This is a genomic window from Vibrio sp. 2033, assembly GCF_033339735.1.
Genome location: NZ_JAWOVC010000012.1, coordinates 40,015 through 64,798 on the forward strand (window position 1 = coordinate 40,015; position 24,784 = coordinate 64,798).

At 44.1% G+C, this 24,784-nt stretch carries 26 protein-coding genes; 15 read left to right on the forward strand and 11 right to left on the reverse strand.

Annotated features, from left to right (window positions below; all coding sequences use genetic code 11):
* The first annotated feature begins 17 nt into the window (after positions 1–17).
* Positions 18–545 carry a TetR/AcrR family transcriptional regulator gene (locus R7P74_RS15645; RefSeq protein ID WP_005373975.1) on the forward strand — a complete coding sequence of 176 codons (528 nt, stop codon included), beginning with the start codon at positions 18–20 and terminating at the stop codon, positions 543–545.
* A gap of 44 nt (positions 546–589) precedes the next feature.
* Here R7P74_RS15645 and R7P74_RS15650 read toward each other — a convergent pair whose 3' ends face one another.
* A complete protein-coding gene (locus tag R7P74_RS15650) occupies positions 590–1,540 on the reverse strand; it encodes a helix-turn-helix domain-containing protein (protein WP_005373973.1) in 951 nt (316 codons plus the stop codon).
* 184 nt (positions 1,541–1,724) lie between these two features.
* Here R7P74_RS15650 and R7P74_RS15655 point away from each other — a divergent pair, with 184 nt between their 5' ends.
* The 4 genes from R7P74_RS15655 to R7P74_RS15670 all read left to right on the forward strand — a co-directional run bounded on the left by R7P74_RS15655 (position 1,725) and on the right by R7P74_RS15670 (position 6,672).
* Positions 1,725–3,137, forward strand: coding sequence for an ethanolamine ammonia-lyase subunit EutB (locus R7P74_RS15655; protein ID WP_318122955.1), 1,413 nt, complete (start codon positions 1,725–1,727; stop codon positions 3,135–3,137).
* Positions 3,130–4,014: an ethanolamine ammonia-lyase subunit EutC gene (gene eutC, locus R7P74_RS15660; RefSeq protein ID WP_318122956.1), complete on the forward strand. Its 885-nt coding sequence runs from the start codon at positions 3,130–3,132 to the stop codon at positions 4,012–4,014. The genes R7P74_RS15655 and eutC overlap by 8 nt, the downstream gene beginning before the upstream one ends.
* 11 nt (positions 4,015–4,025) lie before the next feature.
* Positions 4,026–5,429, forward strand: coding sequence for an ethanolamine permease (gene eat, locus R7P74_RS15665; protein WP_170890216.1), 1,404 nt, complete (start codon positions 4,026–4,028; stop codon positions 5,427–5,429).
* Between the two features lie 187 nt (positions 5,430–5,616).
* Positions 5,617–6,672, forward strand: coding sequence for an NAD(P)H-dependent flavin oxidoreductase (locus tag R7P74_RS15670; RefSeq protein ID WP_318122957.1), 1,056 nt, complete (start codon positions 5,617–5,619; stop codon positions 6,670–6,672).
* A gap of 38 nt (positions 6,673–6,710) precedes the next feature.
* Here R7P74_RS15670 and R7P74_RS15675 read toward each other — a convergent pair whose 3' ends face one another.
* A complete protein-coding gene (locus tag R7P74_RS15675) occupies positions 6,711–7,190 on the reverse strand; it encodes a peptide-methionine (S)-S-oxide reductase (protein WP_318122958.1) in 480 nt (159 codons plus the stop codon).
* Positions 7,191–7,401: 211 nt separating this feature from the next.
* On the opposite strand from R7P74_RS15675, the gene R7P74_RS15680 reads away from it, so the two are divergent.
* The gene (locus tag R7P74_RS15680) at positions 7,402–8,142 is read left to right on the forward strand and encodes a DeoR/GlpR family DNA-binding transcription regulator (RefSeq protein ID WP_054865466.1); all 741 of its coding nucleotides are present in this window, start codon (positions 7,402–7,404) and stop codon (positions 8,140–8,142) included.
* Here R7P74_RS15680 and R7P74_RS15685 read toward each other — a convergent pair whose 3' ends face one another.
* From R7P74_RS15685 to R7P74_RS15700, 4 genes are all read right to left on the reverse strand, one after another.
* Positions 8,143–9,036, reverse strand: coding sequence for a DMT family transporter (locus R7P74_RS15685; RefSeq protein WP_005373960.1), 894 nt, complete (start codon positions 9,034–9,036; stop codon positions 8,143–8,145).
* A gap of 154 nt (positions 9,037–9,190) precedes the next feature.
* Entirely contained in the window at positions 9,191–9,547 is a 357-nt protein-coding gene (locus R7P74_RS15690) for a VOC family protein (protein ID WP_042523322.1), read from the reverse strand.
* 29 nt (positions 9,548–9,576) lie between these two features.
* A complete protein-coding gene (locus R7P74_RS15695; RefSeq protein WP_053307171.1) occupies positions 9,577–10,230 on the reverse strand; it encodes an isochorismatase family protein in 654 nt (217 codons plus the stop codon).
* A gap of 32 nt (positions 10,231–10,262) precedes the next feature.
* Entirely contained in the window at positions 10,263–10,988 is a 726-nt protein-coding gene (locus R7P74_RS15700; RefSeq protein ID WP_005373953.1) for an NUDIX domain-containing protein, read from the reverse strand.
* 298 nt (positions 10,989–11,286) lie between these two features.
* On the opposite strand from R7P74_RS15700, the gene pncB reads away from it, so the two are divergent.
* The 4 genes from pncB (at position 11,287) to R7P74_RS15720 (ending at position 14,960) form a co-directional block, all read left to right on the forward strand.
* Positions 11,287–12,597: a nicotinate phosphoribosyltransferase gene (gene pncB, locus R7P74_RS15705; protein ID WP_042523435.1), complete on the forward strand. Its 1,311-nt coding sequence runs from the start codon at positions 11,287–11,289 to the stop codon at positions 12,595–12,597.
* Positions 12,598–12,917: 320 nt separating this feature from the next.
* Positions 12,918–13,277 (forward strand): hypothetical protein, encoded by a 360-nt coding sequence (locus R7P74_RS15710; RefSeq protein WP_033906302.1) that lies wholly within the window; start codon positions 12,918–12,920, stop codon positions 13,275–13,277.
* A gap of 214 nt (positions 13,278–13,491) precedes the next feature.
* Positions 13,492–14,010, forward strand: coding sequence for a glycine zipper 2TM domain-containing protein (locus tag R7P74_RS15715; protein ID WP_005373945.1), 519 nt, complete (start codon positions 13,492–13,494; stop codon positions 14,008–14,010).
* Positions 14,011–14,180: 170 nt separating this feature from the next.
* Positions 14,181–14,960 carry a methyltransferase domain-containing protein gene (locus R7P74_RS15720; RefSeq protein ID WP_318118868.1) on the forward strand — a complete coding sequence of 260 codons (780 nt, stop codon included), beginning with the start codon at positions 14,181–14,183 and terminating at the stop codon, positions 14,958–14,960.
* Positions 14,961–15,023: 63 nt separating this feature from the next.
* Here the strand turns inward: R7P74_RS15720 and R7P74_RS15725 are convergent, their stop codons facing one another.
* A complete protein-coding gene (locus tag R7P74_RS15725; protein WP_005373940.1) occupies positions 15,024–15,905 on the reverse strand; it encodes a DMT family transporter in 882 nt (293 codons plus the stop codon).
* 93 nt (positions 15,906–15,998) lie between these two features.
* Here R7P74_RS15725 and R7P74_RS15730 point away from each other — a divergent pair, with 93 nt between their 5' ends.
* The 3 genes from R7P74_RS15730 to R7P74_RS15740 all read left to right on the forward strand — a co-directional run bounded on the left by R7P74_RS15730 (position 15,999) and on the right by R7P74_RS15740 (position 19,506).
* The gene (locus R7P74_RS15730; protein WP_005387224.1) at positions 15,999–16,883 is read left to right on the forward strand and encodes a LysR family transcriptional regulator; all 885 of its coding nucleotides are present in this window, start codon (positions 15,999–16,001) and stop codon (positions 16,881–16,883) included.
* 180 nt (positions 16,884–17,063) lie between these two features.
* Positions 17,064–17,678, forward strand: coding sequence for an outer membrane beta-barrel protein (locus tag R7P74_RS15735; RefSeq protein WP_005373936.1), 615 nt, complete (start codon positions 17,064–17,066; stop codon positions 17,676–17,678).
* Between the two features lie 160 nt (positions 17,679–17,838).
* Positions 17,839–19,506, forward strand: coding sequence for an ABC transporter substrate-binding protein (locus tag R7P74_RS15740; protein WP_318122959.1), 1,668 nt, complete (start codon positions 17,839–17,841; stop codon positions 19,504–19,506).
* Between the two features lie 75 nt (positions 19,507–19,581).
* Here R7P74_RS15740 and ompV read toward each other — a convergent pair whose 3' ends face one another.
* From ompV to R7P74_RS15760, 4 genes are all read right to left on the reverse strand, one after another.
* Positions 19,582–20,358: an outer membrane protein OmpV gene (gene ompV, locus R7P74_RS15745; protein ID WP_017635134.1), complete on the reverse strand. Its 777-nt coding sequence runs from the start codon at positions 20,356–20,358 to the stop codon at positions 19,582–19,584.
* 221 nt (positions 20,359–20,579) lie between these two features.
* On the reverse strand, positions 20,580–21,113 hold the full coding sequence (locus R7P74_RS15750) for a copper resistance protein NlpE (protein ID WP_005373930.1): 534 nt from the start codon (positions 21,111–21,113) through the stop codon (positions 20,580–20,582).
* Between the two features lie 261 nt (positions 21,114–21,374).
* Positions 21,375–22,604, reverse strand: a complete 1,230-nt coding sequence (locus R7P74_RS15755) for a quaternary amine ABC transporter ATP-binding protein (RefSeq protein ID WP_225473841.1) — start codon at positions 22,602–22,604, stop codon at positions 21,375–21,377.
* Complete coding sequence (locus tag R7P74_RS15760) at positions 22,597–23,496, reverse strand: ABC transporter permease (protein WP_064354518.1); 900 nt, start codon at positions 23,494–23,496, stop codon at positions 22,597–22,599. Before R7P74_RS15760 ends, R7P74_RS15755 begins: the two co-directional genes overlap by 8 nt.
* 500 nt (positions 23,497–23,996) lie before the next feature.
* On the opposite strand from R7P74_RS15760, the gene R7P74_RS15765 reads away from it, so the two are divergent.
* Positions 23,997–24,287: a DUF134 domain-containing protein gene (locus tag R7P74_RS15765; RefSeq protein WP_005373924.1), complete on the forward strand. Its 291-nt coding sequence runs from the start codon at positions 23,997–23,999 to the stop codon at positions 24,285–24,287.
* Positions 24,284–24,784, forward strand: a complete 501-nt coding sequence (locus R7P74_RS15770; protein ID WP_025577643.1) for a NifB/NifX family molybdenum-iron cluster-binding protein — start codon at positions 24,284–24,286, stop codon at positions 24,782–24,784. The genes R7P74_RS15765 and R7P74_RS15770 overlap by 4 nt, the downstream gene beginning before the upstream one ends.

Sequence of the window (24,784 nt, forward strand, 5' to 3'; positions counted from 1 at the left end):
ATTAAGCAGACACATCAATGACGAAGCGACAACAAACCAGAGATAAAATTCTAAAAGCCGCATGGGCATCTTTTGCTCAAAATGGCTATGACATGACGACCACAAGGCAGATAGCGAGAGAAGCAGGAGTAGCCGATGGTACAGTGTTTAGCCATTTCCCGACTAAACTGTCGATTTTGCGCGAAGGGATGCTGGCGCAACTGCAACAGATCAGCCAAGAAACGCTAGTCAGTGTGGAAGGTAAAACCGATATCGACATTGGTTTGGCGCTGACGGAGAAATACTATCGCTACTATTTTGCGAACGTTGAGCTGAGCCGAGCTTTGTTGAAAGAAGTGATTTGGGATTTGGATTATTATCAGTCGTTTAACCAAGCTTTGTTTCAATCTGTAAACGGAAGCTCCGTCCTTGAGGGAAAAATACCGCTGATTTTTGACTGCTATTTTATGACGTTAATCTCGCACTTGAGCCGTGCAGAACCGGATGTTGAAGCGGCACTTGAAGAGCTTCATGCTAAGTTTCAGCAAATCATTGCGACTGCATAACATGGCCCCAACGCAGGATCTGAAAGAATATACTGCCTGTCATTTTATTTGCTGGGCTCCCATTTTCTCGTTTCAGTTGGCGTCTCACCAAATAGCCGCTTGTAGCTTTGACTGAACTGCCCGAGATGGAAAAAACCAAAGTCAAAAGCGATTTCTGCAATTGTTCGATTATCTTCAGGGCTTTGTAGCACTCTACGTACTTGATTCAAGCGCATTCGATGTATGAACTGCTTTGGGGAAGTATTACAGCAATGTTCAAAGGTGTACTGTAGTGTGCGACGACTGACGTGTACTGCGTCACACAGTTCACTGACGGTTATCGGTGTACGGTAGTCTAGATCCTGTAGCTGTTGTTTTATACGGTGCATCACGTGTTGACGATGAGAGATTGATATCGGATGGCTCGTGTGCAGTGAACTGAGTGAGAACAACTCCAGCACAATATCTTTTAAGATTGCTTGATGTGTGGTTTCAGACCATCTTGGCTCGGCGGAACCAAGTAACGTGCCTAAGTAGTATTTAAGTTGTTGAATGTGTTTTTCCGTCAAACCCGTTAAGTGTAATGTGTTGTTTTGGATACTCCCAAGCTCAAGTTGATTTTCTATGATGTGAACGAAGTTTTTGTCGAGCACTATTCCATAGATAGAAAACTGCTCCGGTGTCATTAACTCAAAATCAGCGCCACCTTGCCTAAGCAAAAGTTGGCTTGAATTAAACTGACTGTGATTTAGGTGTAGCGGCTTATTTTCCGCACTCAAACCCAACCAAATACCTCCCTCTTCAACCCTGCATTGCTGTCTTAGCGAGCGGTTACTGTCTTCACGAAACACGTGGAAATTGGGAAATCGTCGTTCTCGAATTTGACCTAAAAATCGACCATCGCTGAGTTGGTCATATTCCTGTTGCCAGTTTATCAGACTCGCAGCTTGTTGGTTTGCATCCTTAGTGTGATGGATGCACAGCATTGGTGCAGTTTGGGGCATTTGGTTACTCATCCTTGTGATGCTCATTCCTTTTTTGTGAGTCATGTTGGAGCAGTATTTACATAACTCATTGTTTATTATTGGTTTATAAATGTTGCCAGTTTTTGATAACGCTACGGAACACATTTGGCAATACTTTCTTAAAGCTTATTGATAGTTCAGCAAAAAGCGAACCAAATAGTGAAGAGGAAGAGCAATGACGGCAACTTATCGTCGGCAACAAGGAAGTAAAGTCTATACCTTTAAGTCATTAGCTGACTTGATGGCGAAAGCGACACCGGAGCGCTCAGGCGATGCGTTAGCCGGGGTTTGTGCTCAGTCAGCGGCAGAACGTGTAGTCGCACAAATGGCGCTGTCTGAGTTACCACTTAAAACGTTTCTTAACGAGGCGGTTATTCCATACGAAAGCGACGATATCACTCGCCTAATTATCGATACGCATGACCTTGAAGCCTTTAAGCAGATTGAGCACTTGACGGTCGGAGATTTTCGAAATTGGCTGCTGAGTGAAGAAGCCGATGGTGAAACGTTGGCTAAAATTCGTCAAGGTTTAACACCAGAAATGGTGGCCGCAGTCAGTAAGATTATGCGCAACCAGGATTTGATTCTCGTTGCTAAAAAATGCCAAGTTGTCACGGCTTTTCGGAATACGATAGGTTTGCCGAGTCGCCTGTCTACTCGCTTACAGCCGAATCATCCCACTGATTCTCTCAACGGTATCGCAGCGACCATTTTTGATGGTCTGATGTACGGAAATGGCGATGCGGTTATCGGTATCAATCCGGCAACAGATAATGTGCCTCAAGCTATCAAGTTAATGAACTTAATGGATGAGGTGATTCAACACTATCAAATACCGACTCAGTCTTGTGTGTTAACTCATGTAACGAACACGATCGAAGCCATTGAAATGGGCGCACCAGTCGATCTCGTTTTTCAGTCGATAGGCGGCACGCAAGGGACGAATGATACCTTCGGAATCGACTTGTCGATTTTGAAAGAGGCCCATGAAGCCGCGCTGTCTTTGAATCGAGGTAGCGTAGGAAACAATGTGATGTATTTTGAAACCGGACAAGGTACAGCGCTGTCTGCGAATGCATTTCATGGGGTCGATCAACAGACTTGTGAAGCCCGTGCTTATGCTGTCGCGAAACAGTTCGATCCTTTGTTGGTTAATACTGTCGTTGGGTTTATTGGCCCTGAGTATCTGTTTGATGGCAAACAGATCATTCGTGCTGGGCTTGAAGATCATTTCTGTGGGAAGTTGCTTGGTTTACCTATGGGTTGCGATATCTGTTACACCAATCATGCCTATGCCGATCAGAATGACATGGATAACTTGCTGACACTATTAGGTGTGGCCGAGTGCTCGTTCATCATGGGTATTCCAGGGTCTGATGACATCATGCTCAACTATCAAACTACCTCATTTCACGATGCCCTTTACGCAAGAAAAGTACTCGGTTTGAAGCCAGCACCAGAGTTTGAAAAATGGTTAATGGAGATGCAGATTTTCGAGAGCGTGCAAGACGTTCGGTTAAGTGAGCAAATCTCTCGCTCGTTTTTGGGAGCAATTAACCAACTGAATAAGGGGTATTCTCATGGGTAAAGTAATCACCATTGCTCAGTCCCCACAAGATGAGTCTGGAGTTGTCACACACAGCCCTTGGGGCAAGTTACGCGACTTCACCTCTGCTCGGATCGCTCTGGGTCGCAGCGGAAACAGTGTACCAACCAACGAGTTACTCTCATTTCAGCTGGATCATGCCCAAGCTATGGATGCAGTGCATTGCAGTTTGAATATTGAGTCTCTCGTTGCTGGTTTGTCGGACTCTTACTCGATTCTTGAAAATACCTTAGAACCTCCAGTGGTAGTGAGCAGTCAAGTGAGTGACCGGCTTATGTACCTGCAAAGGCCCGATTTAGGAAGGCTGCTTGATGAATCTTCTTGGCAAACGCTCAACTTGATAGCAAATGAGCATAACACTGACATTGATCTTGCGATTGTTATTGCTGATGGACTTTCTTCCGTCGCAATTCAAAACCATGCCGTGCCTATGGTTACTCGATTGATTTCTCTTTTAAGCGCTGATGATGAACATCAATGGAAATTCGCACCTATCACAATCGTAAAGCAAGGAAGAGTAGCGGTAGGGGATGATGTTGGTGAATGTTTTAACGCCAAGGCCGTGCTGGTTTTAATTGGAGAGAGGCCCGGGCTAACCTCTCCGGATAGCATGGGGATGTATCTCACTTGGGGGGCTAAACGAGGCTCTAAAGATTCCCAAAGAAACTGCATTTCCAATGTGCGCCCTCAGGGGCTCAACTATGACGATGCCTGTGAACGCGCATTTTACTTGCTCAAGGAAGCTCGAAAATTACAACTGTCAGGAGTGAATCTGAAAGATCGCTCAGATATCAATGAGCCAAGTGGCGCAAGCGTTGAAGATAAACACAGCGACAACTTTTTAATTTCATCAAAGTAGAAGGATTTACTATGTCTAAACATCAGGAGTACTTGGCCAAAAGGCAGCTAAAAAGAGGCACCGCAGGTTGGATTTTACTTGCTGGCTTAGGTGTCTCGTATGTTATATCTGGTGACTTCGCCGGTTGGAACTTTGGCATCGCTCAAGCAGGATGGGGAGGCTTTCTTATTGCTGCTATCGCGATGGCAGTAATGTATTTCACGCTAGTATTGTCTTTAGCTGAAATGTCTGCGGCTATTCCTGCTGCGGGTGGTGGTTACAGCTTCGCAAGACAGGCGATGGGGCCGACAGGCGGCTTTTTCACTGGCTTATCAGTTTTGATTGAATATACGCTCGCGCCTGCTGCGATAGTGATTTTTATTGGCTCAGCCGTGAATGAATTGGTTGGTATCGATGGCCCTGTTGTTTACGCACTTTTCTACGCCGTCTTTATCGCTATTCATATGGCAGGTGTTGGCGAAGCTCTCAAAGTGATGATGGTCATCAGCGGTTTGGCTGTGCTAGCTATTCTCATTACTGCTGCTGTGCTTATTGGTCACTTTGATGTTAATAACTTATTCGATATTGCTCCGGCGACGGCTCAGGCAACAGAAATCTTGCCGTTTGGGTGGTATGGCGTATGGGCTGCGTTGCCATTTGCAATGTGGTTGTTTCTTGCGGTTGAAGGTGTGCCTTTAGCGGCAGAGGAGGCAAAAAATCCGGCAAAAGATGTTCCCAAAGGCATCATTGGTGCGATGCTGTTTTTATTGCTAACCGCAACTCTCGTAGTCGTCCTTTTGGCTGGTGCGGTTGGCTCAAAGGTCATAGGCGATAGCGCGGTGCCATTAGTTGACGCCCTAAAGCTTACGGGCAATTCAACGGTAGCAATGGCCGTGAACTTACTTGGATTGGCTGGCCTTATCGCTTCTTTCTTTTCAATCATTTATGGTTACAGTCGCTTGGTGTTTGCGCTTTCCCGCGCGGGTTATTTACCGCAAACTTTGTCATTAACCAGTGACAAAAAAGTGCCTTCTCGTGCGCTTTTGGTTCCGGGCGTTTTTGGGTTCTTGGTTTCACTTACGGGTGAGGGGGACTTAATCTTGGCGATGGCTGTTGTCGGTGCGACTGTATCGTACGCATTAATGTCCTTGAGCCATATTTTATTGCGAATTAAACAGCCGGAATTAACTCGTCCATATAAAACGCCTGGTGGGATAATTACTTCGAGTATTTCTCTGGTGCTTTCTTTGATCGCAATGACAGGTGTTTATGCTTTTGATCCCTCAGCCTTTTTCATGACAATGGGATTGTTTCTTATCGGTGGTGTTTATTATGGGTTATACAGCCGCAACAAACTGGTGGCATCAACCGCCGAGGAAGAGTTTGCCATGCTGTCTGTAGCAGAGCTAGAGCTTGAATCAGATGTCGTACGATAGTCACTTTGATTCTTGTTATTCAGCATATTAAGGGAGCCATAGGCTCCCTTTGTCATTTCTATCAAAAGTGCATAGCGCACAAATGCATCACTTTAACTTTATAAGCGGTTAATCATGTGAAAGTCTAGTCTGGATAACGATGGCGCAGATCCATCACAGGTAAAGGTTAAGTTTTCAAGGAAAGAGCATGATAAACAAGGTATTTAATACACTTTTGGGAACAGAGTTACCGATTATTCAAGCGCCAATGGCCGGTGCGCAAGACAGCCAAATGACCATAGCCGTCAGTAATGTTGGCGGGCTTGGCTCGTTACCTTGTGGAATGCTGAACAAAGACGCCATCGTAAAAGAACTTCAACTTATCAAGCAGGCAACTAACCGACCGTTTAACCTCAATTTCTTTTGCCATGAAATGCCGGAGTATGACGCCAACAAGCACGAAAAGTGGCAAAAAACGCTGCAACCGTATTTTTCCGAGGTTGATGCAACCGTTCAGGCTCAGCCAAACGCTCTGACAAGGATGCCTTTCAATCTTGATATTGCTGACGCGATTGAACCATTTGCACCGCCAGTGATCAGTTTCCACTTTGGTTTGCCAGACGATGATCTGTTAGCTCGAATTAGAGGGTGGGGAGGGAAGATCCTTTCGTCAGCGACTACGGTGGACGAAGCACTTTGGCTAGAAGCAAAAGGCGTTGACGGTATTATCGCCCAAGGCTTGGAGGCTGGTGGACACCGAGGTATGTTTTTATCGGATGATTTAACTACTCAATTAAGTTTGATGGCGTTATTACCACAAATCGCCAAACGGGTGAATTTGCCTGTTATTGCTGCAGGCGGAATCGCTGATAGAAGTGGGGTGGAAGCCGCGTTGAGATTAGGAGCGAGTGCCGTTCAAGTTGGCAGCGCCTATTTGTTGTGTGATGAGGCGAAAACATCGTCTTTACATCGATATGCCATTGCCAGTGAACGCGCGCAACATACCGCTGTGACCAATGTTTTCTCGGGCCGACCAGCGAGAGGCATTGTGAATCGCGCGATGTCGGAGCTAGGCTACATCAGTGAGTTTGCGCCGAAATTCCCATACGCCTCCATTGAAATGGCTCAACTAAGAGCGCTTATGGAAAAGCAAAACCGAGATGAATTCACACCGTTGTGGTGCGGACAAAACTCGTCGGGTTGTAAGGAAATATCGGCGGCAGAAATGACATTGTCATTAGTGGAAGGCATCGATTTAAACTGATATGCATCTTGCCTTTTAAAGCGATGCTGACTGAATGGTTACGAGTTATCCCTGTATTTATGTAGTAAATCTAATGGGATGTGGCAGTAATCATTCGGAAAGTTTGTGAGTCTGTCTTGGTGCTCATCATCACTTGGTACATAATTTGTGAGTGGCAGTACTTCTACGGCGATCTTGTCGGCGTCCGGTCGTGCTGCGATAAACGCTTTCGCGATGGTGAGATGCTGTTCGTTTTGGCTATAAACACCAGTACGGTACTTCTCACCTACGTCTTCACCTTGCTTGTTAACGCTGTAAGGGTCGATTATGTCAAACAAATACCCCATTAAAGTTTCAACCGAAACTTGCTCAGCATCGAACTGGGTTTTCACGCACTCTGCGTAGCCATCGTATTCGGATTGAGTGTTATCCGTTGTGCCATTTGCTCGCCCGGCTTCTGTGTTGATTACGCCCGGAAGGTGGCGCATAAATTCTTGCACGCCCCAAAGGCAGCCGCCTGCGAAGTAAATTTCTTCCATTACTTTTATCCTAGTCTCTATCGTTGTTGGGATGTAGGGAGTTAACCCCTACATCCCATTTTCGTTGCCCTATTATCTGTTGATGGGAGCGATATTCGCAAGGTACAGCTTGGCTAATCAGACCACGCGTTTTTTCCTTTTTACTTTCAAGTTCTTTTCATATGAAACATCAGGTGAGTATACTGTAAGCTCATCAATAAGGAGCGAACCTGTGAACCCAAGACAAAATGAAATTCTGCAATTAGTGAACGACCGTAAACGCGTTCAAGTCACGGAGCTTTCTGACATCATTGGCGTGTCGGGCGTGACCATCAGACAGGATTTGAACTTTCTGGAGCAACAGGGCTACCTAAAGCGCGTTCACGGCGCAGCTACCGCTTTGCAAAGTGATGACATTGATGCCCGCCTAGAAGTACGTTTCGATATTAAACAATCGCTCGCAAACCAAGCTGCGGATTTGGTCGCATCGAATGAGACAGTGCTGATTGAAGGAGGCAGTGCCAATGCGTTGTTGGCTCGGACATTGGCTGAGCGCGGCGATGTGACCATTATTACGCCATCGGCGTATATCGCCCATCTCATCCGTAACACTTCTGCCAACATTATCTTGCTTGGTGGCGTGTATCAGCACCAAGGCGAGAGCTTGGTCGGACCGCTGACTAAGTTGTGTATTGAGAACATTCATTTCAGCACGGCCTTCTTGGGTATTGACGGCTTCCATCAAGACACTGGCTTTACTAGCCGCGACATGATGCGCGCTGAGATCGCAGAAACCATCATTGCGAAAAAAAGGCGCAATATTGTTCTAACGGATTCTAGTAAATTTGGGCAAATTTATCCCTCATCAATTGGTAAGACTGACGAAATATCAGTGCTGCTGACTGACAAAGCCGCTCCGAAAAGCGACCTTGAACAAATCAAAAAGCGAGGTGTGGAAGTTATATTAGGCTGATTAAGCCACGCTTCGTTTTCTCTTCGCGAGCATTGCTGTTGGGGAGAAACCGGTGACTAGCATAGTGCCGCTAAGCACTAGAATTGTTCCTATGATGGTGTTAGAGCCGACGGGCTCATCTAGCACCAAGTAGCCCCATAAGATACCAAAAACAGGAACAAGAAAAGTGACAGTCAGTGCTGACGCTGGGCCGATATCAGAAACTAAGCGGAAATAGAGCAAATAAGCGAACCCTGTGCATACAACGCCGAGCGTGACAACAGAGCTCCATTCGAAATGACTTGGTTCTGCACGCATTGGTAAGAATGGTAGCAGCGGCAGTACCCAAATAACCGCCGCCCACATGCTGCCGTGAGCATTGTCAAAAGCAGGCACTTGTGGCGCATTTTTAGTGTAGTTGGTAGCAATGCCATAGCTGAAAGAAGCCATCAAACTGGCGGCAATAGGGAGCATGGCTTCTTCACCTATGGTTGAAGTATCTAAGCCGACCAAGACTGCAACGCCTCCAATGCCTATTAGCATACCGAGAACAGATTTCGCTGTGAGTGGGCTGCGGTACCAAACAAAGCCAACTAGTGCTCCCCATATTGGGGCGGTTGAGTTCAATATTGCTAAAGTTGATGCATTCAGTGTCTGGGCTGCGTACGCAAAGAGTAAAAATGGAACTGCGCTATTGAATAAGCCAATAATAAAGAAGTGTTTAGTATGCGCAGTTAACGTGAGTTTCTTCTTCAAATATACGGCGATCAATAACAAAGCGACGGCGGCAAATGTAACTCGAAATTCGATTAAGTAAGCCGGCCCGAATGTGTTGGCGGCGACTCGCATAAACAGAAACGAGCCACCCCAAATAGCAGCAAGGCAGAGTAAGCGAAAAAAACTGACGGCAGTCATTTGACATCCTTGGTCGAGGTCTAGCGCCTCATCGATTAATTGTTGCGCTAACAGTGAATTAAACCAAGGATGAGGTCAACCAGAAATGTAATGCCAGTTCCGGATCTGGCTAGCTTGGGCTCACGTTGATGGTGTGTTGTTGATTTGTGATCACTTAATGGCTCTCTGACCATACTGCGAATTCATTTCCACTCGGTTCAGTGAAGTGGAATCGACAGCCGCCGGGGAATTCGAAAATAGGGCGGATAATTTTTCCACCATGCTGCTCTACTTTTGTCTGAGTGGCCTGAATGTCTGAGCTATAAAATACTAAAAGTGCGCCACCATTTGCGGTTTGGTTTATAAACTCAGATTTGAAGAATCCGCCATCCAACCCTTGTCCTGAAAATGCAGAATATTCTGGACCATAATCGGTAAAGCTCCAGTCAAAAGCACGCTCAAAAAATTGTTTGGTCGCACTGACATTAGTGGAACCAAATTCAACGTAATTCAATTTTTCATGTTGATGCATGGTGAAATCCTTCTCGGTTACTATCGTTTCTAAGCGAACTTTTCTACGATGATGTCGTCCGCTTTTTCGACAAATAATGCGCCATTATCTCTGAGCTCTGTCAGCACATTCTCTACATTATCAGGCAGCACCGCACGAGTTGAAGCAAGATTAACTACCACATTGTAGCCAAGTTCCAGCGCTTGCATGACGGATTTTTTCACGCAAAAGTCTAAGGCAAGGCCACCGATAACTAAGGTATCAATCCCGTTGAACTTTAGAAATTCATGCGCGCCTGTCGTTTTGGTGTCGGCAATATCATGGAAAAAAATACCGTAAGGGTGTGCGTCAGGATCCATACCTTTATTAACTTGAAAATCGTAGTCCAACACGGGTGGTAAGCCATCTAGCAGCTCAGAACCTGTTGTGCCAAGCACACAGTGACGGTTCCACTTTATATCCACATTCGGTAAACCAACGGGCTCAAGCATATTGGATGGCGATTCTGCATCCCACTTTGCTTTTGGTGGGTGTAAGTCACGACTGACCAGTTTTAATCGGCCTTTGGCATGATTGTTCAAAAGTTCCGGTACGATTTCCAACGCACCTGCAACGGGCAGTTCATCTGGACATAACTCACTAAAGCCTTTCTCTGGATCAACGTCGATCACTGCTGTAGTTTGATAGTTTACTCGAACAGTCATGGCAGACTCCTTGTCTGTCTGATTGTCTGCGTTTATCCACGCAAACAGTTTTGAAAAAAGGTTACTTCGTCGCTAGTCAGCGTATATACCATTGCGGGTTTTCCACCTTTGCCTTTGTTGGTTGAAGCGACTTTATTAGTGGGTTTTAGTACGCCTGAATCTATCAAGCGGCGCTTAATCGTCATTCGGCTGATATCAATACCAAACTCTTGATAAGCAGAAATGATGTCCGCAACCAAAAACTCTTTGTCTAATGCAAACAAAAGAACCGATGTGTATTCAATGGATGCACGAAGCTTTTGCCACGCTTTTTCAATGGTTTTTTGATGATCAAATGCGAGAGTCTCTTCTCCATTGAGAATAGCCTGTAGCGAAAACCATTTAAGTTGGCATTCCGGTACACCTGCATTATTTATTTGCTCTACATTGTTACGATCAACTAAGGCGTAGTGCGTAATGTTTAAGCTCCAGTCTTCTGGATCGCGCTTTGGATCACCGTCGATAAACGCTTCGCTAAAATGGCGAGGGTAGGTATGGATTTTCTCACGGCAAATTCGGCGACGCGCCGCTTCAAAGTTTTCATCGGCCGGGCGTCCGCCTTCACTGGTTAAGTCTTTATCAAAGACAAATCCGCCCGGTAGTGCCCAGACTCCATGGTATGGCCGATTTGGATTTGAACGTTTAATCAACAACACTTCCAATCCCTTATCGGCACAGCCAGATAGCCTGAATGGAATAATGTCGACAGATACGATCATGGTTGGGTCCTAATATTGATTTGTAAATAATCTAGCGCATAACAAGTGGTCAATCAATGGGTAAGTAACGAGTTGTTAGAAACGTTTTTGGTAGTGTTCGTAATACGGTTTGAGCATAAATTTACGGATGACTCTGACTTATTCACAATTCTTGTTCGAATTCTAGACAAAAAAACCTTATAAAAATGAGTGGTTAGTAACAAAAGTTGACAAACTATAGATGGGTGTTTATTGTTTACGCAAATTAGTTAGTAACAAAAAGTTATATACCCAGGAAGGGCATGTAGAAGGGCACCTAATGACCACCAAACTATTTTCTTCCCGCATCATTCAAAGCGCTTTGGATTTCGATGTCTACAAAGTCAATATGATGAGTGCTGTAACAGCGCTTTACCCTGATGCGATGGTGTCATATAAGTTTATCGTGCGCAGTGAGGAAGACCTTTCTGAGCTTTTGCCTGAGGTAAAAGCCGAAGTCCTTAAACTGCAAGATATTCAATTTACGCAAGAAGAAATTGAATATATTAAGCGTGTCGCGCCTTACCTGAATCCTGACTTTGTTGATGCACTGCGCCATTTCCGTTTCAACCCACAAAGCGATGTCTCTTTCCATAACAAAGCCATGGCTGATGGCTCAAGCCAGTTAAGAATTACTATTAACGGTTTGTGGCGAGATACCATCTTGTACGAAACGATCATCATGAGCATCGTGTCTGAAGTTCGTAGCCGTCAGCGTTGGTCAGATATCCCTGTTGCGCAATTTACCACTGTTTTAGAAGAGAAAGTTCGGCACCTAAAGTCGGAACTAAAACGTCGTAACATCACTAACTTTAAATTTTCTGACATGTCGACGCGTCGACGTTTTTCCTTCCAAGCTCAGCGCACTATGCTGGAATATTTGTGCCAGGAAGTGCCGGAATGTTTGACAGGAACAAGCAACTATCACTTAGCAAAAGAGCTGAATTTGACGCCTATCGGCACCGTTGCTCATGAATGGTTTATGGGACACCAAGCTCTGGTGAATGTGCGAGATTCGCAAAAAGTGGCGTTGCAACGTTGGCAAAAAATGTTTAATGGTGCACTAGGTATTGCGTTAACCGATACGATTGGTATCGATGCTTTCCTTAAAGACTTTGATGAAGAACTAAGTAACGCGTACTTCGGTGTACGTCACGATAGTGGTTGCCCTTATAGCTGGGGTGAAAAAATGATTGCACACTACCAGTCGCTGAATATAGACCCATTAACAAAAACACTGGTGTTTACCGACGGACTTAACTTCGAACAAGCGTTAGATATTTGCGAGTATTTCCAAGGACGTATTCAGGTGAGTTTTGGTATCGGTACTTTTCTTGCCAATGATATGGGTGATTATGTCAATAAAGATGGTGAAGCCTACCAGCCACTTTCTATCGTGATAAAAATGGTCACGTGCAATGGTTCACCGGTCGCCAAAATCAGTGACGAACCTGAGAAAGCCATGTGTGAAGATATCTTCTTTTTGATGAATCTCAAGCGCCGCTTTGAACAACCTCTTGATTTAAATGAGTGTCGTAAAATGATTGATCGTTTAGAAACTGAAGGTCAAAATTATCTCATCGACGCGTAGGCGTTATCCTCTCTCCATGATAAGCACCCTCTATCGTTACGACAAATTTATATAGGTAAACGTGGAGGGTGATTTCGTTATAGTAATATACAGAAGTAACCAGATACAGCGCAGGAAAGCACTCAAAAGTTGATGTGTTATCTGCCTTTGATTGGTGTAAATCGATACGTTACAGCATCGTGGACGGTGTATCTCATCCGACACTAAACTCAGTCTAATCACGTAGTTTATTCCCACGTACCATGAGCTCACTCGGGTATAGACGTCTATCTGCTTTTATGACTTTGGGCTTCACGTAGTTGCTTGAATCAGGAGTCAAAATGAACCTAGTAGTACATTTGCAAAAGAAAGCGATCCGAAAATATGGCTATGAGATGGCCACTCGCCAAGCATGGAAGTGTGGTATCAAGGCAAATCTTGTAAAGCGCGTGATTGGCCTTTTTAAAGGACAAATTGTTTGTGTGGTTGAAGGTTGCCGAGCAGAGTTTTCTTCTCCTCTTAATAACCCCCTTCACGAAGATGGCAAGCAGGGGCGATATGTGTTTGTTGGCGGTGTATGCTGGGAACCAAATAACATTATAGCGCCTGGTTTCCCTGATTTTATGTTTATGCACGTGCGTAATCTAAGCCACCGTCATAAGTATTTAACGGATGACGAACTATTTTTGAGCTTGGCTTAAAAATAAATCTCATAGACTAGTCCAGTCCAATCATAATCAGTAGTGATACAGTTTTAGCTCTGTTGACATTCTGCTGAGTGTTTCTTGACGTATCTCTTATAAAACAGTGTTTCTTTACTTGTTAATAACAGAGGGTTTGTTTTCGTCTGATGTGATTTCCCTTTTGCGATTTACCATAACGCTCATCAAAGCAAACCATACTGGGATGTAAATCATGAATATGAAATCTATCGCAATTGCAACGGCAGTTGTTGCTGTACTAGCAGGCTGTAAAGACAAAACGCCACCAGCTCCAACTCAAGCAAACATTACTTTGGTTGAAGCGGTGACTGAAACGGTGAAAAAGCCGCACCAAGTATGTAAAGACGTGGTAGTAACCGAGCAAGTTGCCCCTGCGGATGACAATAAAATTATTGGTACGGTTGGTGGCGCAGCAGCTGGAGCTGCGCTGGGCAACCAAATCGGTGGTGGCTCAGGTAAAGTGATTGCAACTGCAGCTGGTACGATTGCTGGTGCACTGACAGGTCGTAAGATCCAGGAAAATGTGCAAAAAGGTGATGTAGTAACAACGACGAAAAAACAGTGTCATACAGAATATACGACATCTGATAAAGTAGTGGGTTACGACGTCACTTACGAAGTTTCAGGTGCACCAACGACGGTTCGTTTGGCGAGCAAGCCAGCGACAAAAACGTTCCCAATTCAAGATGGTAACGTTGTTCTACCACAATAGTTAGCGACTTAACCGAAGCGATTAACAAGCCCTTTTATCTTTGAGATGAAAGGGCTTTTTCACATAAGCGGCGTTTTCATCTGTTTTCCTATTGGAATGTGCGGCCAGAAATACCCGTTAATTTCCGCGTTCGATACAATCACTTTTCTTAAAGTACGAACGGAAAAAACATGGAAGATTTTTACCTGACCGAGCACGGTCTGGCTGGTTATTTCGAAGCGCAATGGTTCGACAAGTTCATTGAGGATCAACAGATTGAGATGATAAGCAGTCGCTCAAAACAAGTCCCACTTTCTTTTTTGTCATCACCTCACTGCTCTCAAGTTGCTGATTTTATTGCGCAGGCGGTAATCGAAAGCAGCGTTCAGCCGTATTCCCTACTTGAGGTTGGGGCGGCGCTGGGAAGAAATTATTATGAGTTAGTGCAACGCTTACCTAACCTTAAAGAAGCGACGCTTGTGGAGCCTTCAAATAGGTTAATGGATGGCTTGAAGCAACTATTAATAGAAGAACAACGCGTCGAGCTTACTTACCTTCACGATGTGAACACCTTAAACACTTTAGAGGTAGAGAATAGAGATATCGTACAGAAATGTGCTCATGTTGATTTGACGCTAATTAACCAGCCTTTTGAGCTCGATACTCTCCAATCTCGCTTTGATTTAGTCGTATGTTTAAATGTGATTGATCAATGTGAGTCGCCACTTAGCGTGATCAATGCTCTAAAAAAAACCACCAAGGTGGGTGGGCTGATCGTTGTCTCTTGCACTTATCAGTGGAACGCGAAACACATCAAAAATAAAGAAGAGGCGGTTGATGATATCAAAGAATACTTTGCTGAAGGCTGGCGTCTAGTGTCGGAAGCCGAGCATGAATATCGCATCCGGTTTAATGATCGCTTTGCAAGGCAGTTTTTATCTCACGTAGTCGCTTACGTAAAAACCGATTAGAGCCACATAAAAAAACCGAGCACTTACGGCTCGGTTTTTTAGTCTTTGGGTTAGAGCACAACTTTAAGTAACGTGCGCTTCTTGTTGCTCTTGCAACTTTTTCTTGCGACGTTCTCGTTTAGAAAGCCAAACCAGAGGCACAACAATCATAATGGTTCCTATTGCCATAAATATATCTGGCACTTCTCCAAACCAAATCAATCCCACAAACACGGCACCAATTAAGCCACTGTATTCAGCGCTGGCAATTTTGTTGCTATCGATCGAGCGGTAAGCGATGACACATGTTGCTGCATAAATCATGATGAACAGACTTGATCCAGCAGCAACAGGGAAAGCACTCCAGTCCCAAGGTTCTGCTTCGATCAGAACAAGCAAGAAGGCTACTGGAATACCTGCCAAGTTTGTCATCAATAACGTTTGCATCACAGACTGATTTTTGGGCAGTTTTCGAATGAGCAAGTTATTGATTGCTAAAGTAATTGCAACAACTAAAGCTGAAATTGCTGCCCAATCGATTTGGTCTGGACGAATGATGACTAACACACCGGCAAAGCCCATTATCGCTGCGGCGACCGATTGCTTAGACAACTGTTCTCCAAAAAAGATTGCTGCAAGTGGCAACATGATCAATGGCGCGGCGTAAAAGATCGCGTTCGCAGTTGCGAGCGGTAAAGATGAGATCGCCAAAACCATGAATATTGCACCAAGTAACCATACGTGAGCGCGAACAGCGTGCCACTTAAACCCTTCAAGAAAAGGCGCATTTTTTGTTAGCAAGTAGACTGGCAGCAGGAAAAGCACCGCTGAAATTTGTCGGAAAAAGACAAATTGAAAAATAGGCACTTCATTTCCGACACTTTTAATTAAAGAGTCCGAAAGCACCGCAATGAGATTTCCAACAATTAATAGCAGCATCGCTGCTCCGACCGATGTAACTTTCACTTTTTCCTCTCCTCTGTCTTTGCCAAAGAGTAGGTGATGTCATAGGATGAAGTGAAGTGATATTTATTAGTTTAAGTATGAGATTTTTAGATAATGAAATTGCCACCACTCAGAGCGGTTCACTGTTTTGAATCTGTTGCCAGAAACTCTAGCTTTTCGCTTGCTGCTGAAGAACTCAATGTGACGCAAAGTGCCGTTAGTCACCAGATACGATTATTAGAAGATTATTTGGGTGAATCATTATTTATCCGTCAAGGCAGAAAGCTCTCTTTGTCCGATACGGGCACCCGCTATTTAGAGGATATTAGCCCAGCAATTAGCTCAATTGCGATGGCCAGCCAAAAGGTGCGAGAAGGGGACAAAGGCAGCATACGGTTGGCGATTTATAGCTCGCTTGCCGTAAAGTGGCTTATTCCGCGTTTGTCTGATTTTAAGCGCTTACATCCAGAAATCGATCTGACACTCAATATGGTCGTTGGTGATCCTGAACAGACAGACAGCGTTGGCGATTGTTTTATCACGGTAGAAAAGCCAAAGCGAAACTACATGTCGGTAAAGTTATACGCGGAGACGTTGTATCCGGTCTGCAGCCATAAAATTTGGAAAGAGTTGCAAGATCAACCGATTCCAGAAGCGCTTTGGCGATACCCTATTTTGTCGACAGACTCAATTTATCGTGAGAGAGGAAAAGACTGGGCTGAGTGGTGTAGAGCGGGCGGTTACACCTTGCCGAAAGATGTCGATGTTCAACATTTTAGTCATATGTTGTTGGCAATTGAGGCGGCGCGTTATGACCAAGGCATCGCATTTGCGAATGATTTTATGCTTAATGAAAGAGATAAAGCGCACGATTTGGTGTATATCCCTTCTCATGGATTGGAAACCGGCGACAGCTTCTATTTTATTCATAAAAAGAGTCGAGCCAAGCAAGCGGAAATCATCAAGCTCACTAACTGGTTGAAGCAGCAATGCTTGTGAAATGACTAAATTGTCAAAATTAAGAAAGAAAGTGGCAAAGTTGTGTCTAAATATTTCATGTTTTATTGAGTTTTTATTCATTAACATCCACTTGGTTTTGAAACCAAGTGAAATGGATAGCATGGCATGCTTAAGGATGGGCAAAACACAACCTCAATAATTAACAGGCAGTGAAATACAATGTTTAAAAAAACATGGCTAATGACAGCCCTTCTAGCAACATGTTCTGTTGCAAACGCAGCTCCTTACGTTGGTGCATCTGTAGGTCAAGCATCGTTTGGTGATGTTAATGGCTCTATCAATGGTGGTGGTACTAACGCTAGCACTAAACTTAAACTTGAAGATGACTCAAGCCTTTCAGGCAAAGTATTCGGTGGTTACAAATTCAACGAATACATTTCTCTAGAAGCAGCCATTGGTGGCTACGATGCTTTAGACGGCAAAGTTGTTACTGTTGGTGACATGAAGTATCTATCGATTCAGCCAAAAGCGACTCTACCGATTGGCGATCGTTTCAACCTTTTTGCTAAAGCTGGTCTTTCTTACTTCAATGCTGAATTCAAAATTAGCAACTCTGTGATTGACGGTAGCGCAGGCCATACCACCATTTCTGACAGCACTGTAACAGGCATGTACGGTTTAGGCGCAGAGTTCGCTATTACTGAAAACTTTGCTCTACAAGTTGAATGGGAATACATGATGCCTGAGCTAGACATTGCGAAATTTGGCAATGAAAAAGTAACGGTTGATGCAGACATCAATGTATTCTCTGTAGGTATGAGCTACCGTTTCTAAGAATACTTATTCAAGTTACCTCTTGGCTTAGTAAACGTTTTTGACTTCTGTTGGTCGAGCTGAGTCCAAGCTTTGAATTTGTTTAGATATAGCACAGGAAGTTTAGTTGCTAAGCGTCCTGTGCTATTTTTTTGCTTTGGAATAACTCTTAGGAATCTTTGTGAACGATGTCAATCTTAGGTATCTGGATCTACTGTTAAAGCACTTTGAACCTCACCAGTATCACCTTGTTACGCTTTCTGAGCTAGAAGCGGTGATTTGCACGTCGAGGCGCAATGTTTCTATTGTGATGAAAAAGCTTGCCACTTACGATTGGGTCGATTGGCAACCTGCGATTGGCCGAAGTAACGCTAGCCGTCTCAGTATTAATATTTCCCTCCAACAAGCGATGACCGAGTTTTTGGTTGAGGAGCTTGGCAGAGGAAGAATGAACTCAATAACGAAACTTATTGATTGGTTCGGTCAAACCGCGGTTAGAGCACTAACTATCGCTTCTGAAAAAGTGAATCGATTGAATGAATCAAATAACGCTATTTTGATTTCTTCTTACCCTTGGGTATCCAAAATCGACCCTGCGAATACTTACCGTCACACTGAATTACACGTCGCGAAAAGCGTTTATGATGTATTGCTGACCCAAAATTCCAATGGTGGTATCGAGCCATCGTTAGCACACGAATGGAAAATGGAAGGCAAGGTAATGACGTTATGGTTGCGGCCAGGCATATATCGCCATGATGGCGAGCCCCTTAACATACAGGATGTGGTTTGGAGTATAGAAAGACTTAGGGAGATAAAAGGACCAGTTCACGAGCTCTGGCAATGCATTGATAGCGTGGTTGCAGAAACATCTAACTGCTTAAAAATCATATTGAAGTATCCGAACAAGTTGTTTCCATACATGCTAGCAACTCCTCATGCGTCTATTCTGTGTCGAGATGTCGTCTCTTTCGGTTCTAGTTATTCCTACCACATAGGGACTGGGCCATTTAAAATCAGCGGCTGGAACCAGGAGAGTATGACTCTTGAAGCGCACAAAGAGTATTTTTCAGCACGCGCATTGTTAGATCAAATAACGCTGTCTCATGGTGATGTTAAAACCTTAAATATGTTGAGCTTTAACCAAAGCTCCGATCACGTTGAAGTGGAAAAAATTAGCGCATTTTCATATTTGACCTACCGCGAACGCGCGGAATCCCAACTCACAAAAGAGACTTGGTATCAACTCGCTGATTACATCCATGTGCAAAAGCGAATTTATGATGCGCCAAGTGCCGTTGACAGCATTCAGTTAGAGACTCATGAGCAAGATTTATCAATAACAGATGGTGTTGTGATACCTAAACTGAAAGGTAAAGTGGTATTAGCTGAACCTGTCTGGACGATACCGAGTCTAATTCGCCATTCCGAATGGTTGCACAGTGTGATTCGTGCAACGGGATTAGAGTTGGAGATCGTCGTTATTGATGACATTAGTTTTCCTGAGGTAGTGTCTCACCAAGCAGACTTGCTCTTCATTGAGGAAGTCATGGAAGCACCATTTGAATATGGCATCTTCGAATGGCTGTCGATAGCAACTGGACTGCGTTTTAGTTTTGATCAAAGCCAGATGTTAAGCCACAGAGAAAAGGTTCGCAGGGCGATGGCTGATGATCACTCGCTACAGTCTTTATTAAACCTAGAGAAAGCGCTGCGCGATCAGTACCTATATTTGCCTTTGTTTGTTGGCTACGAAGAAGTGACAAAAACACAGCAAGTGCGAGGTGTGCAGGTGAAGAATACAGGCTATAGCGATTTACATAGGTTATGGATTGCTCATTCACACTAACGTCTGTGTGCAAGATGATGCAAATGTCCAACGCATAAAGCCATCGAAATGATGGCTTTATAAGGGCGTATCGGATTAGAAGTTGTACGACACACTTGCGCCAACAACCCATTGGTTTGCGCTATCAACGATAGAAGAGTCGCTGATACCGCTGCCTAGGCGCGTGTATTGTGTCATTTGGCTTACTTGCCAGTTGTCGTTGATTGGCATAACAAGTTTGTAGCCCACACCATAGCTTACCGTTGAATCACCTTTGTATGCTTTGCGGTTTGCGTTTGCTTCGCGTTGTTTTACACCAAAGTAATAATCTACGTAGTCTTCACTTTGATAAGTTAGGTTAGCAAAAGGAACAAAATCAACACTACCGAATTTCATGATGTGGAAGTAAGTCGCGCCCGCTAAGTAACCTTTGTAAGCACCACTGATATCGTGCTGAAGGTACGTAGAAATGACGTTGTTTTGATCCAGTGTAAAGTCTGCGTTTAAACCTAGATCGACGGCGAAACGGCGTTTATCTGTGCCTTTTAGGCTTTTCGCTGTATCACCGTCGCGCATTACACCGCTACCTACAAGGTAGGCACTCATGTTGATTAACTCATTGGTGTTACCGAAGAAGCGGTAGTTAATGCCACTTAGGTCGGCATTAAAGTCGTCACCATGGTAACCACCGTTGAGAATTGGTGCTGTATTATGCTTTTGATCTTTGAAAAGATCGCTGCCTTGAGCCACACCAGCTTCTACGTTCCAACCGCCTTCGTTGTTGTAGATGTTACCGTTACGAATGTAAGTATCGCCAGCGAAAGCTGAGCCAGCAGCTGTCAAAGTAAGTAGTGCAATTAATGTTTTTTTCATCATTTTTCCGAGTTGTTCTGTTTTGTTTTGAACACTGTACAAAATGATGTTGTAAGCATCTATCGGCAAAGCGTATGGAAATGTAATGAACAATCAGGGTAAGAAGCAGAATGTTGCTTCAGAATAGAAAGGTTGCTGGAATAGCTTTCGTTAAAATAACGAAAAATCCGAGCTGGGGTGGCTCGGATTTGAGGTATTTATCAGGTATTGATACTAACTTCTTACTGTTTCGTTAAGTTGTATAGTGGTGCTAGGTCACCCGTTACTTTTTCGCCATTCATGTCTAGCTTCATAAGTACGTTTTCACCAACAAAGTATTGGTTTGGTGCATCTTCATTTGTCAACGTTACGATGCTGCCATTTGCGTCCCAAGTGAATTGACCTTCAGATTTTGATTGACCGTCTTCTTTGTCTTGGTAGCTTTCTTCAAGTACGTAAGTGCCATCTTGATTTAGTGTGATTGTCATATCGATACCAGCACAATCCGCGCAAGGTAGTGTTCCTTTGTAGGTGCCGTTCCAGTCCAGAGCACTTTGTGCGTTGTGTTCAGAGTCTACAAATGTCTCTTCAGTAATTACCTGTTCTTCTTCTACTGGTAACGTGTCAATTGTCTCAGTCGTAACGTCTGCACTGGTGGTGACTTCAGTTTCCGTTGCCTGAGGTACTTCAACTGCGCTTGTTTCGGCAGGTTTCTCATCTTGACAGCCTGCAAGAATGATTACCGCGCCTGTTAGTGCCAACATTGTCTTTTTCATTTTATCCCTCTTTAAATCAAGATTTTGTATGAGAGTAATAGTAGACATTTATCGAGGATTTGCGTCATCAAAAAGCAATAGAATGATCTAACTATGTCAATAAAACCGGATATGAGCATGAAATTGTCAGGAAAATCAGAACAATGTAAATGTTGCTTTGGGTATCAAGCTTGAGCCCACAGACAAATATCTAAAAAGGGGAGTGGGAGCGAGTTAATTGATAACAGCCCACATTATTGTGAGTTGTATTATCAACATCATCTAAGAAACGTTATTGAAGCTTGAGCGTGAAGTGCCTCGTTTTGTGCTTCGTTGATCAGAAAACAGCTCCGCAATAACCTGACGATTTAATTCGCCTTTCAAATTGCCGTGCTTATCGATGACGGGCAGTGAATATTCACACGACATGACTTCAGTCAGCACTTGCTCAATGGCTAAATGTGGAGAGATGATAGGCACCTCTTCATAGATATCATCACGCCAATCTGATAGGTGAGTTAACTTCGCTGCGTTTAGCAATCCTTGCTGTGTTATCACGCCTTGATAGCCTGCATTGGTCTCATGGTAGGCATAATCACGTTTAACACGTTTCATTTCACTCAGCGCATCTTCAATGGTTTCAGCGCGAACACAGTACGAAGGTGGCTGCATCAGCGTTTCGATCGTCAGTGCTCGCGCTCTATTGACGTCTTTTACAAAGGCTTCAACGTACTCATCGGCAGGATGCAGTAAGATTTCGTCCGGTGAACCTTGTTGGACAAGTTCACCGTCTTTAAGTATCGCGATGCGATCGCCAAGTCGAAGCGCTTCATCTAAATCATGAGTAATGAAAATAATGGTTTTGTGCAGCTTCTGTTGCAGCTCTACCAACTGATCTTGCATTTCGCTCCGAATCAGAGGGTCCAATGCTGAGAAAGCCTCGTCCATCAACAGTATTTCGGCGTCGGTAGCCAGTGCCCGTGCAAGGCCCACACGCTGTTGCTGTCCACCCGATAGTTGAGCAGGATACTGATGCTCATAACCCGTCAGTCCAACGGTTTCTAACCATTCATTTGCTTTTTCTAAGCGCGCCTCTTTATTTATTCCCTGAACTTCTAAACCATATGCGATGTTGTCGATAACAGTGCGATGAGGCAGCAAGCCAAAGCGTTGGAACACCATAGACATCTTGTGACGGCGAAACTGTTCAAGCTCTTTGTTAGAAAGTTGCATGACATCCACCCCTTCTACCAAAATCTGCCCCATGGTTGGATCGATTAATCGGTTGAAGTGGCGAATCATGGTGGATTTTCCAGAACCGGATAATCCCATAATGACAAAAATTTCACCCTTTTGAATTTGCAGGTTGATGTCTTTTAGTCCGACCGTGTGGCCCGTTTCCGCTAAAACCTGCTCTTTACTATGTCCCAACTTAACGCGCTCAATCACGCTATTGGGCTTGGGGCCGAAGATTTTATACAGACCGCTGATTTCGATAAGTGGACTAGTCATGTTTTGAGTCTCCTAAATGAGCTTGAGTGCGTTTCGCATACGCTTGTGAAGCACGATCAAAAAGGATTGCTAGGGCGACAATTGCTAAACCATTGAGAAGACCAAGAGTGAAATATTGATTGGTAATAGACTTTAGAACAGGCTGACCTAAACCTTTTACCCCAATCATTGATGCGATGACCACCATTGACAGTGCCATCATGATCGTTTGGTTAATTCCCGCCATGATGGTTGGCATTGCAAGCGGAAGCTGAACCCCAAAAAGCCGTTGCCGAGTGCTGGCACCAAATGCGGTTGCGGCTTCCAATACTTCTTTGTCAACTAGACGAATGCCCAAATTGGTTAAACGAATAACCGGTGGAATCGCGTAGATCACTACTGCGATAAGGCCAGGAATTTTCCCGATGCCCAATAACATCACAACTGGAATGAGATACACAAATGCCGGCATGGTTTGCATGACGTCGAGTAATGGTGTTACCACCGACTGAATGCGATTAGAGCGCGCCATAGCGATGCCGATAGGGATACCAAGTGCGATGGCAAGCATAGTACATACAGTGATGATACTGAGCGTACGCATAGTGTCTTCCCACATTCCAAAATAGCCAATCAGAATCAGCGAACCAAAACATGCAGCGGCCAGTTTCCAAGAGCGGCTGGCGGCATAAACGAGAGTGGTGCAGACACCTAAAATAATGAACCAAGGTGTAGAAATCAGAAGTTTTTCAAACCAGACAAGAAACGAAAGGAGCGGATCAAACAGAGACTCAATGAGTTCACCATACTCGCGAGAGAAATCTCTGTAGGCGCCGTCGAGTGTTTTGCGAATCGCCCTGAGATCAGAGGCATCCATTTCCGGGAATTCGCTGAGCCAATTTGAGTCAGACATATGTACTTCCTTTTTCTGATATACCTAAGCGCTTTCAAGAAACTTAATTTGGCAAGAAGAGTAGGGCACCTAGGCCAAGTAATGGTCGTTCGACAGGTTCTGTATCGAACGTATTACCCTTTAAGCTCAGACCAATGTTGTCAAACTTCTCTTTTTCGTTCCTTAGGTATACATCCTTTTAAATAAAACAATCATTAGTGTTCAAACTAATGATTTGCTTGGATTATAGTTTTTCTTCTTCAATAAAATGAACACATTAGCGTGTATTTGTATGAAAAATCTGCGCAAACTAACGTTTTTATTATCCGGTTAATTAGAATTGATCTTTTTGTTCGTTTGTCATCAAAATTCCTAAATTATTAGATGTCTAATTAATGTTGATGTATTACGTATTTGTCGTGTTGATTTTTGCAAACTTAGTTTATTGGCATATGCTAAAAATGTTATTGGCATATGCCAGTTTAAGGCGTAATTTGACTCTGTGTTTTTGAGGGACAATGATGGCAAGACCAAAGATAGAAAGACGAATATGCGGACGTGCGGCTCACCATTGCTTTAAGCCCAATGGCATTCCATTTAATCAGTTGGAGCAAGTCGCCATATTACCAGAAGAGTTAGAAGCGCTACGTTTAGCCGACTTAGAGGGGCTTAGCCAGCAGCAAGCTGCGGAGCAGATGGGCGTTTCCAGACAAACTTTTGGTAACACAGTAAAAAGTGCAAGATTGAAAGTCGCAAAAAGTTTAGTTGAAGGTCATGCATTAGTTTTTCCGAATGAGGAGTCAAACTTATGATTTATGCTATTCCTAATGATGGTGAGCGGGTGGCAAACCACTTTGTAAAAGCACCATACATCGCTATTTATTCTGATACTGACGGAATGCTTAAAAACCTAGCGAACATTGCTTCTATGCCACAAGCTGGTTGTAATGCGAAGTCTCAGTTGATTCAGTCTCTACAAGGGTACAATGTGGATGCTGTTCTTGTGCGAAATATCGGTGAACGTGTATTGGCAAAGCTACTTAGCAGTGGTACGCCAGTATTTAGGCTGTCTACTCGTAGTTCCTTGGAAGATGTGCTTGCGGTTCCAAGAGAGCCTTTGATTGAGCCCTCTCAAGGACGCCCATCAAACAATCATAAGAAAAGTGTTCACAAACAAAAAGGTGGCTGCGGCTCCTGTGGTGGCCCAAAATCAAAACCCTCCTTGTTGGCAAGACCTAAAGCGCTACTCAAAGCAACATCTAGCCCTGCTATACTTAAGCTAGAGTCGATGGCTAATAAGGCAGGTTAA

Coding starts and splice junctions, on each gene's coding strand:
- R7P74_RS15645 (WP_005373975.1), top strand. CDS start 18: ATGACGAAGCGACAACAAACCAGAGATAAAATTCTAAAAGCCGCATGG.
- R7P74_RS15650 (WP_005373973.1), bottom strand. CDS start 1,540: ATGAGTAACCAAATGCCCCAAACTGCACCAATGCTGTGCATCCATCAC.
- R7P74_RS15655 (WP_318122955.1), top strand. CDS start 1,725: ATGACGGCAACTTATCGTCGGCAACAAGGAAGTAAAGTCTATACCTTT.
- eutC (WP_318122956.1), top strand. CDS start 3,130: ATGGGTAAAGTAATCACCATTGCTCAGTCCCCACAAGATGAGTCTGGA.
- eat (WP_170890216.1), top strand. CDS start 4,026: ATGTCTAAACATCAGGAGTACTTGGCCAAAAGGCAGCTAAAAAGAGGC.
- R7P74_RS15670 (WP_318122957.1), top strand. CDS start 5,617: ATGATAAACAAGGTATTTAATACACTTTTGGGAACAGAGTTACCGATT.
- R7P74_RS15675 (WP_318122958.1), bottom strand. CDS start 7,190: ATGGAAGAAATTTACTTCGCAGGCGGCTGCCTTTGGGGCGTGCAAGAA.
- R7P74_RS15685 (WP_005373960.1), bottom strand. CDS start 9,036: ATGACTGCCGTCAGTTTTTTTCGCTTACTCTGCCTTGCTGCTATTTGG.
- R7P74_RS15690 (WP_042523322.1), bottom strand. CDS start 9,547: ATGCATCAACATGAAAAATTGAATTACGTTGAATTTGGTTCCACTAAT.
- R7P74_RS15695 (WP_053307171.1), bottom strand. CDS start 10,230: ATGACTGTTCGAGTAAACTATCAAACTACAGCAGTGATCGACGTTGAT.
- R7P74_RS15700 (WP_005373953.1), bottom strand. CDS start 10,988: ATGATCGTATCTGTCGACATTATTCCATTCAGGCTATCTGGCTGTGCC.
- pncB (WP_042523435.1), top strand. CDS start 11,287: ATGACCACCAAACTATTTTCTTCCCGCATCATTCAAAGCGCTTTGGAT.
- R7P74_RS15710 (WP_033906302.1), top strand. CDS start 12,918: ATGAACCTAGTAGTACATTTGCAAAAGAAAGCGATCCGAAAATATGGC.
- R7P74_RS15715 (WP_005373945.1), top strand. CDS start 13,492: ATGAATATGAAATCTATCGCAATTGCAACGGCAGTTGTTGCTGTACTA.
- R7P74_RS15720 (WP_318118868.1), top strand. CDS start 14,181: ATGGAAGATTTTTACCTGACCGAGCACGGTCTGGCTGGTTATTTCGAA.
- R7P74_RS15730 (WP_005387224.1), top strand. CDS start 15,999: ATGAAATTGCCACCACTCAGAGCGGTTCACTGTTTTGAATCTGTTGCC.
- R7P74_RS15735 (WP_005373936.1), top strand. CDS start 17,064: ATGTTTAAAAAAACATGGCTAATGACAGCCCTTCTAGCAACATGTTCT.
- ompV (WP_017635134.1), bottom strand. CDS start 20,358: ATGAAAAAAACATTAATTGCACTACTTACTTTGACAGCTGCTGGCTCA.
- R7P74_RS15750 (WP_005373930.1), bottom strand. CDS start 21,113: ATGAAAAAGACAATGTTGGCACTAACAGGCGCGGTAATCATTCTTGCA.
- R7P74_RS15755 (WP_225473841.1), bottom strand. CDS start 22,604: ATGACTAGTCCACTTATCGAAATCAGCGGTCTGTATAAAATCTTCGGC.
- R7P74_RS15760 (WP_064354518.1), bottom strand. CDS start 23,496: ATGTCTGACTCAAATTGGCTCAGCGAATTCCCGGAAATGGATGCCTCT.
- R7P74_RS15765 (WP_005373924.1), top strand. CDS start 23,997: ATGGCAAGACCAAAGATAGAAAGACGAATATGCGGACGTGCGGCTCAC.
- R7P74_RS15770 (WP_025577643.1), top strand. CDS start 24,284: ATGATTTATGCTATTCCTAATGATGGTGAGCGGGTGGCAAACCACTTT.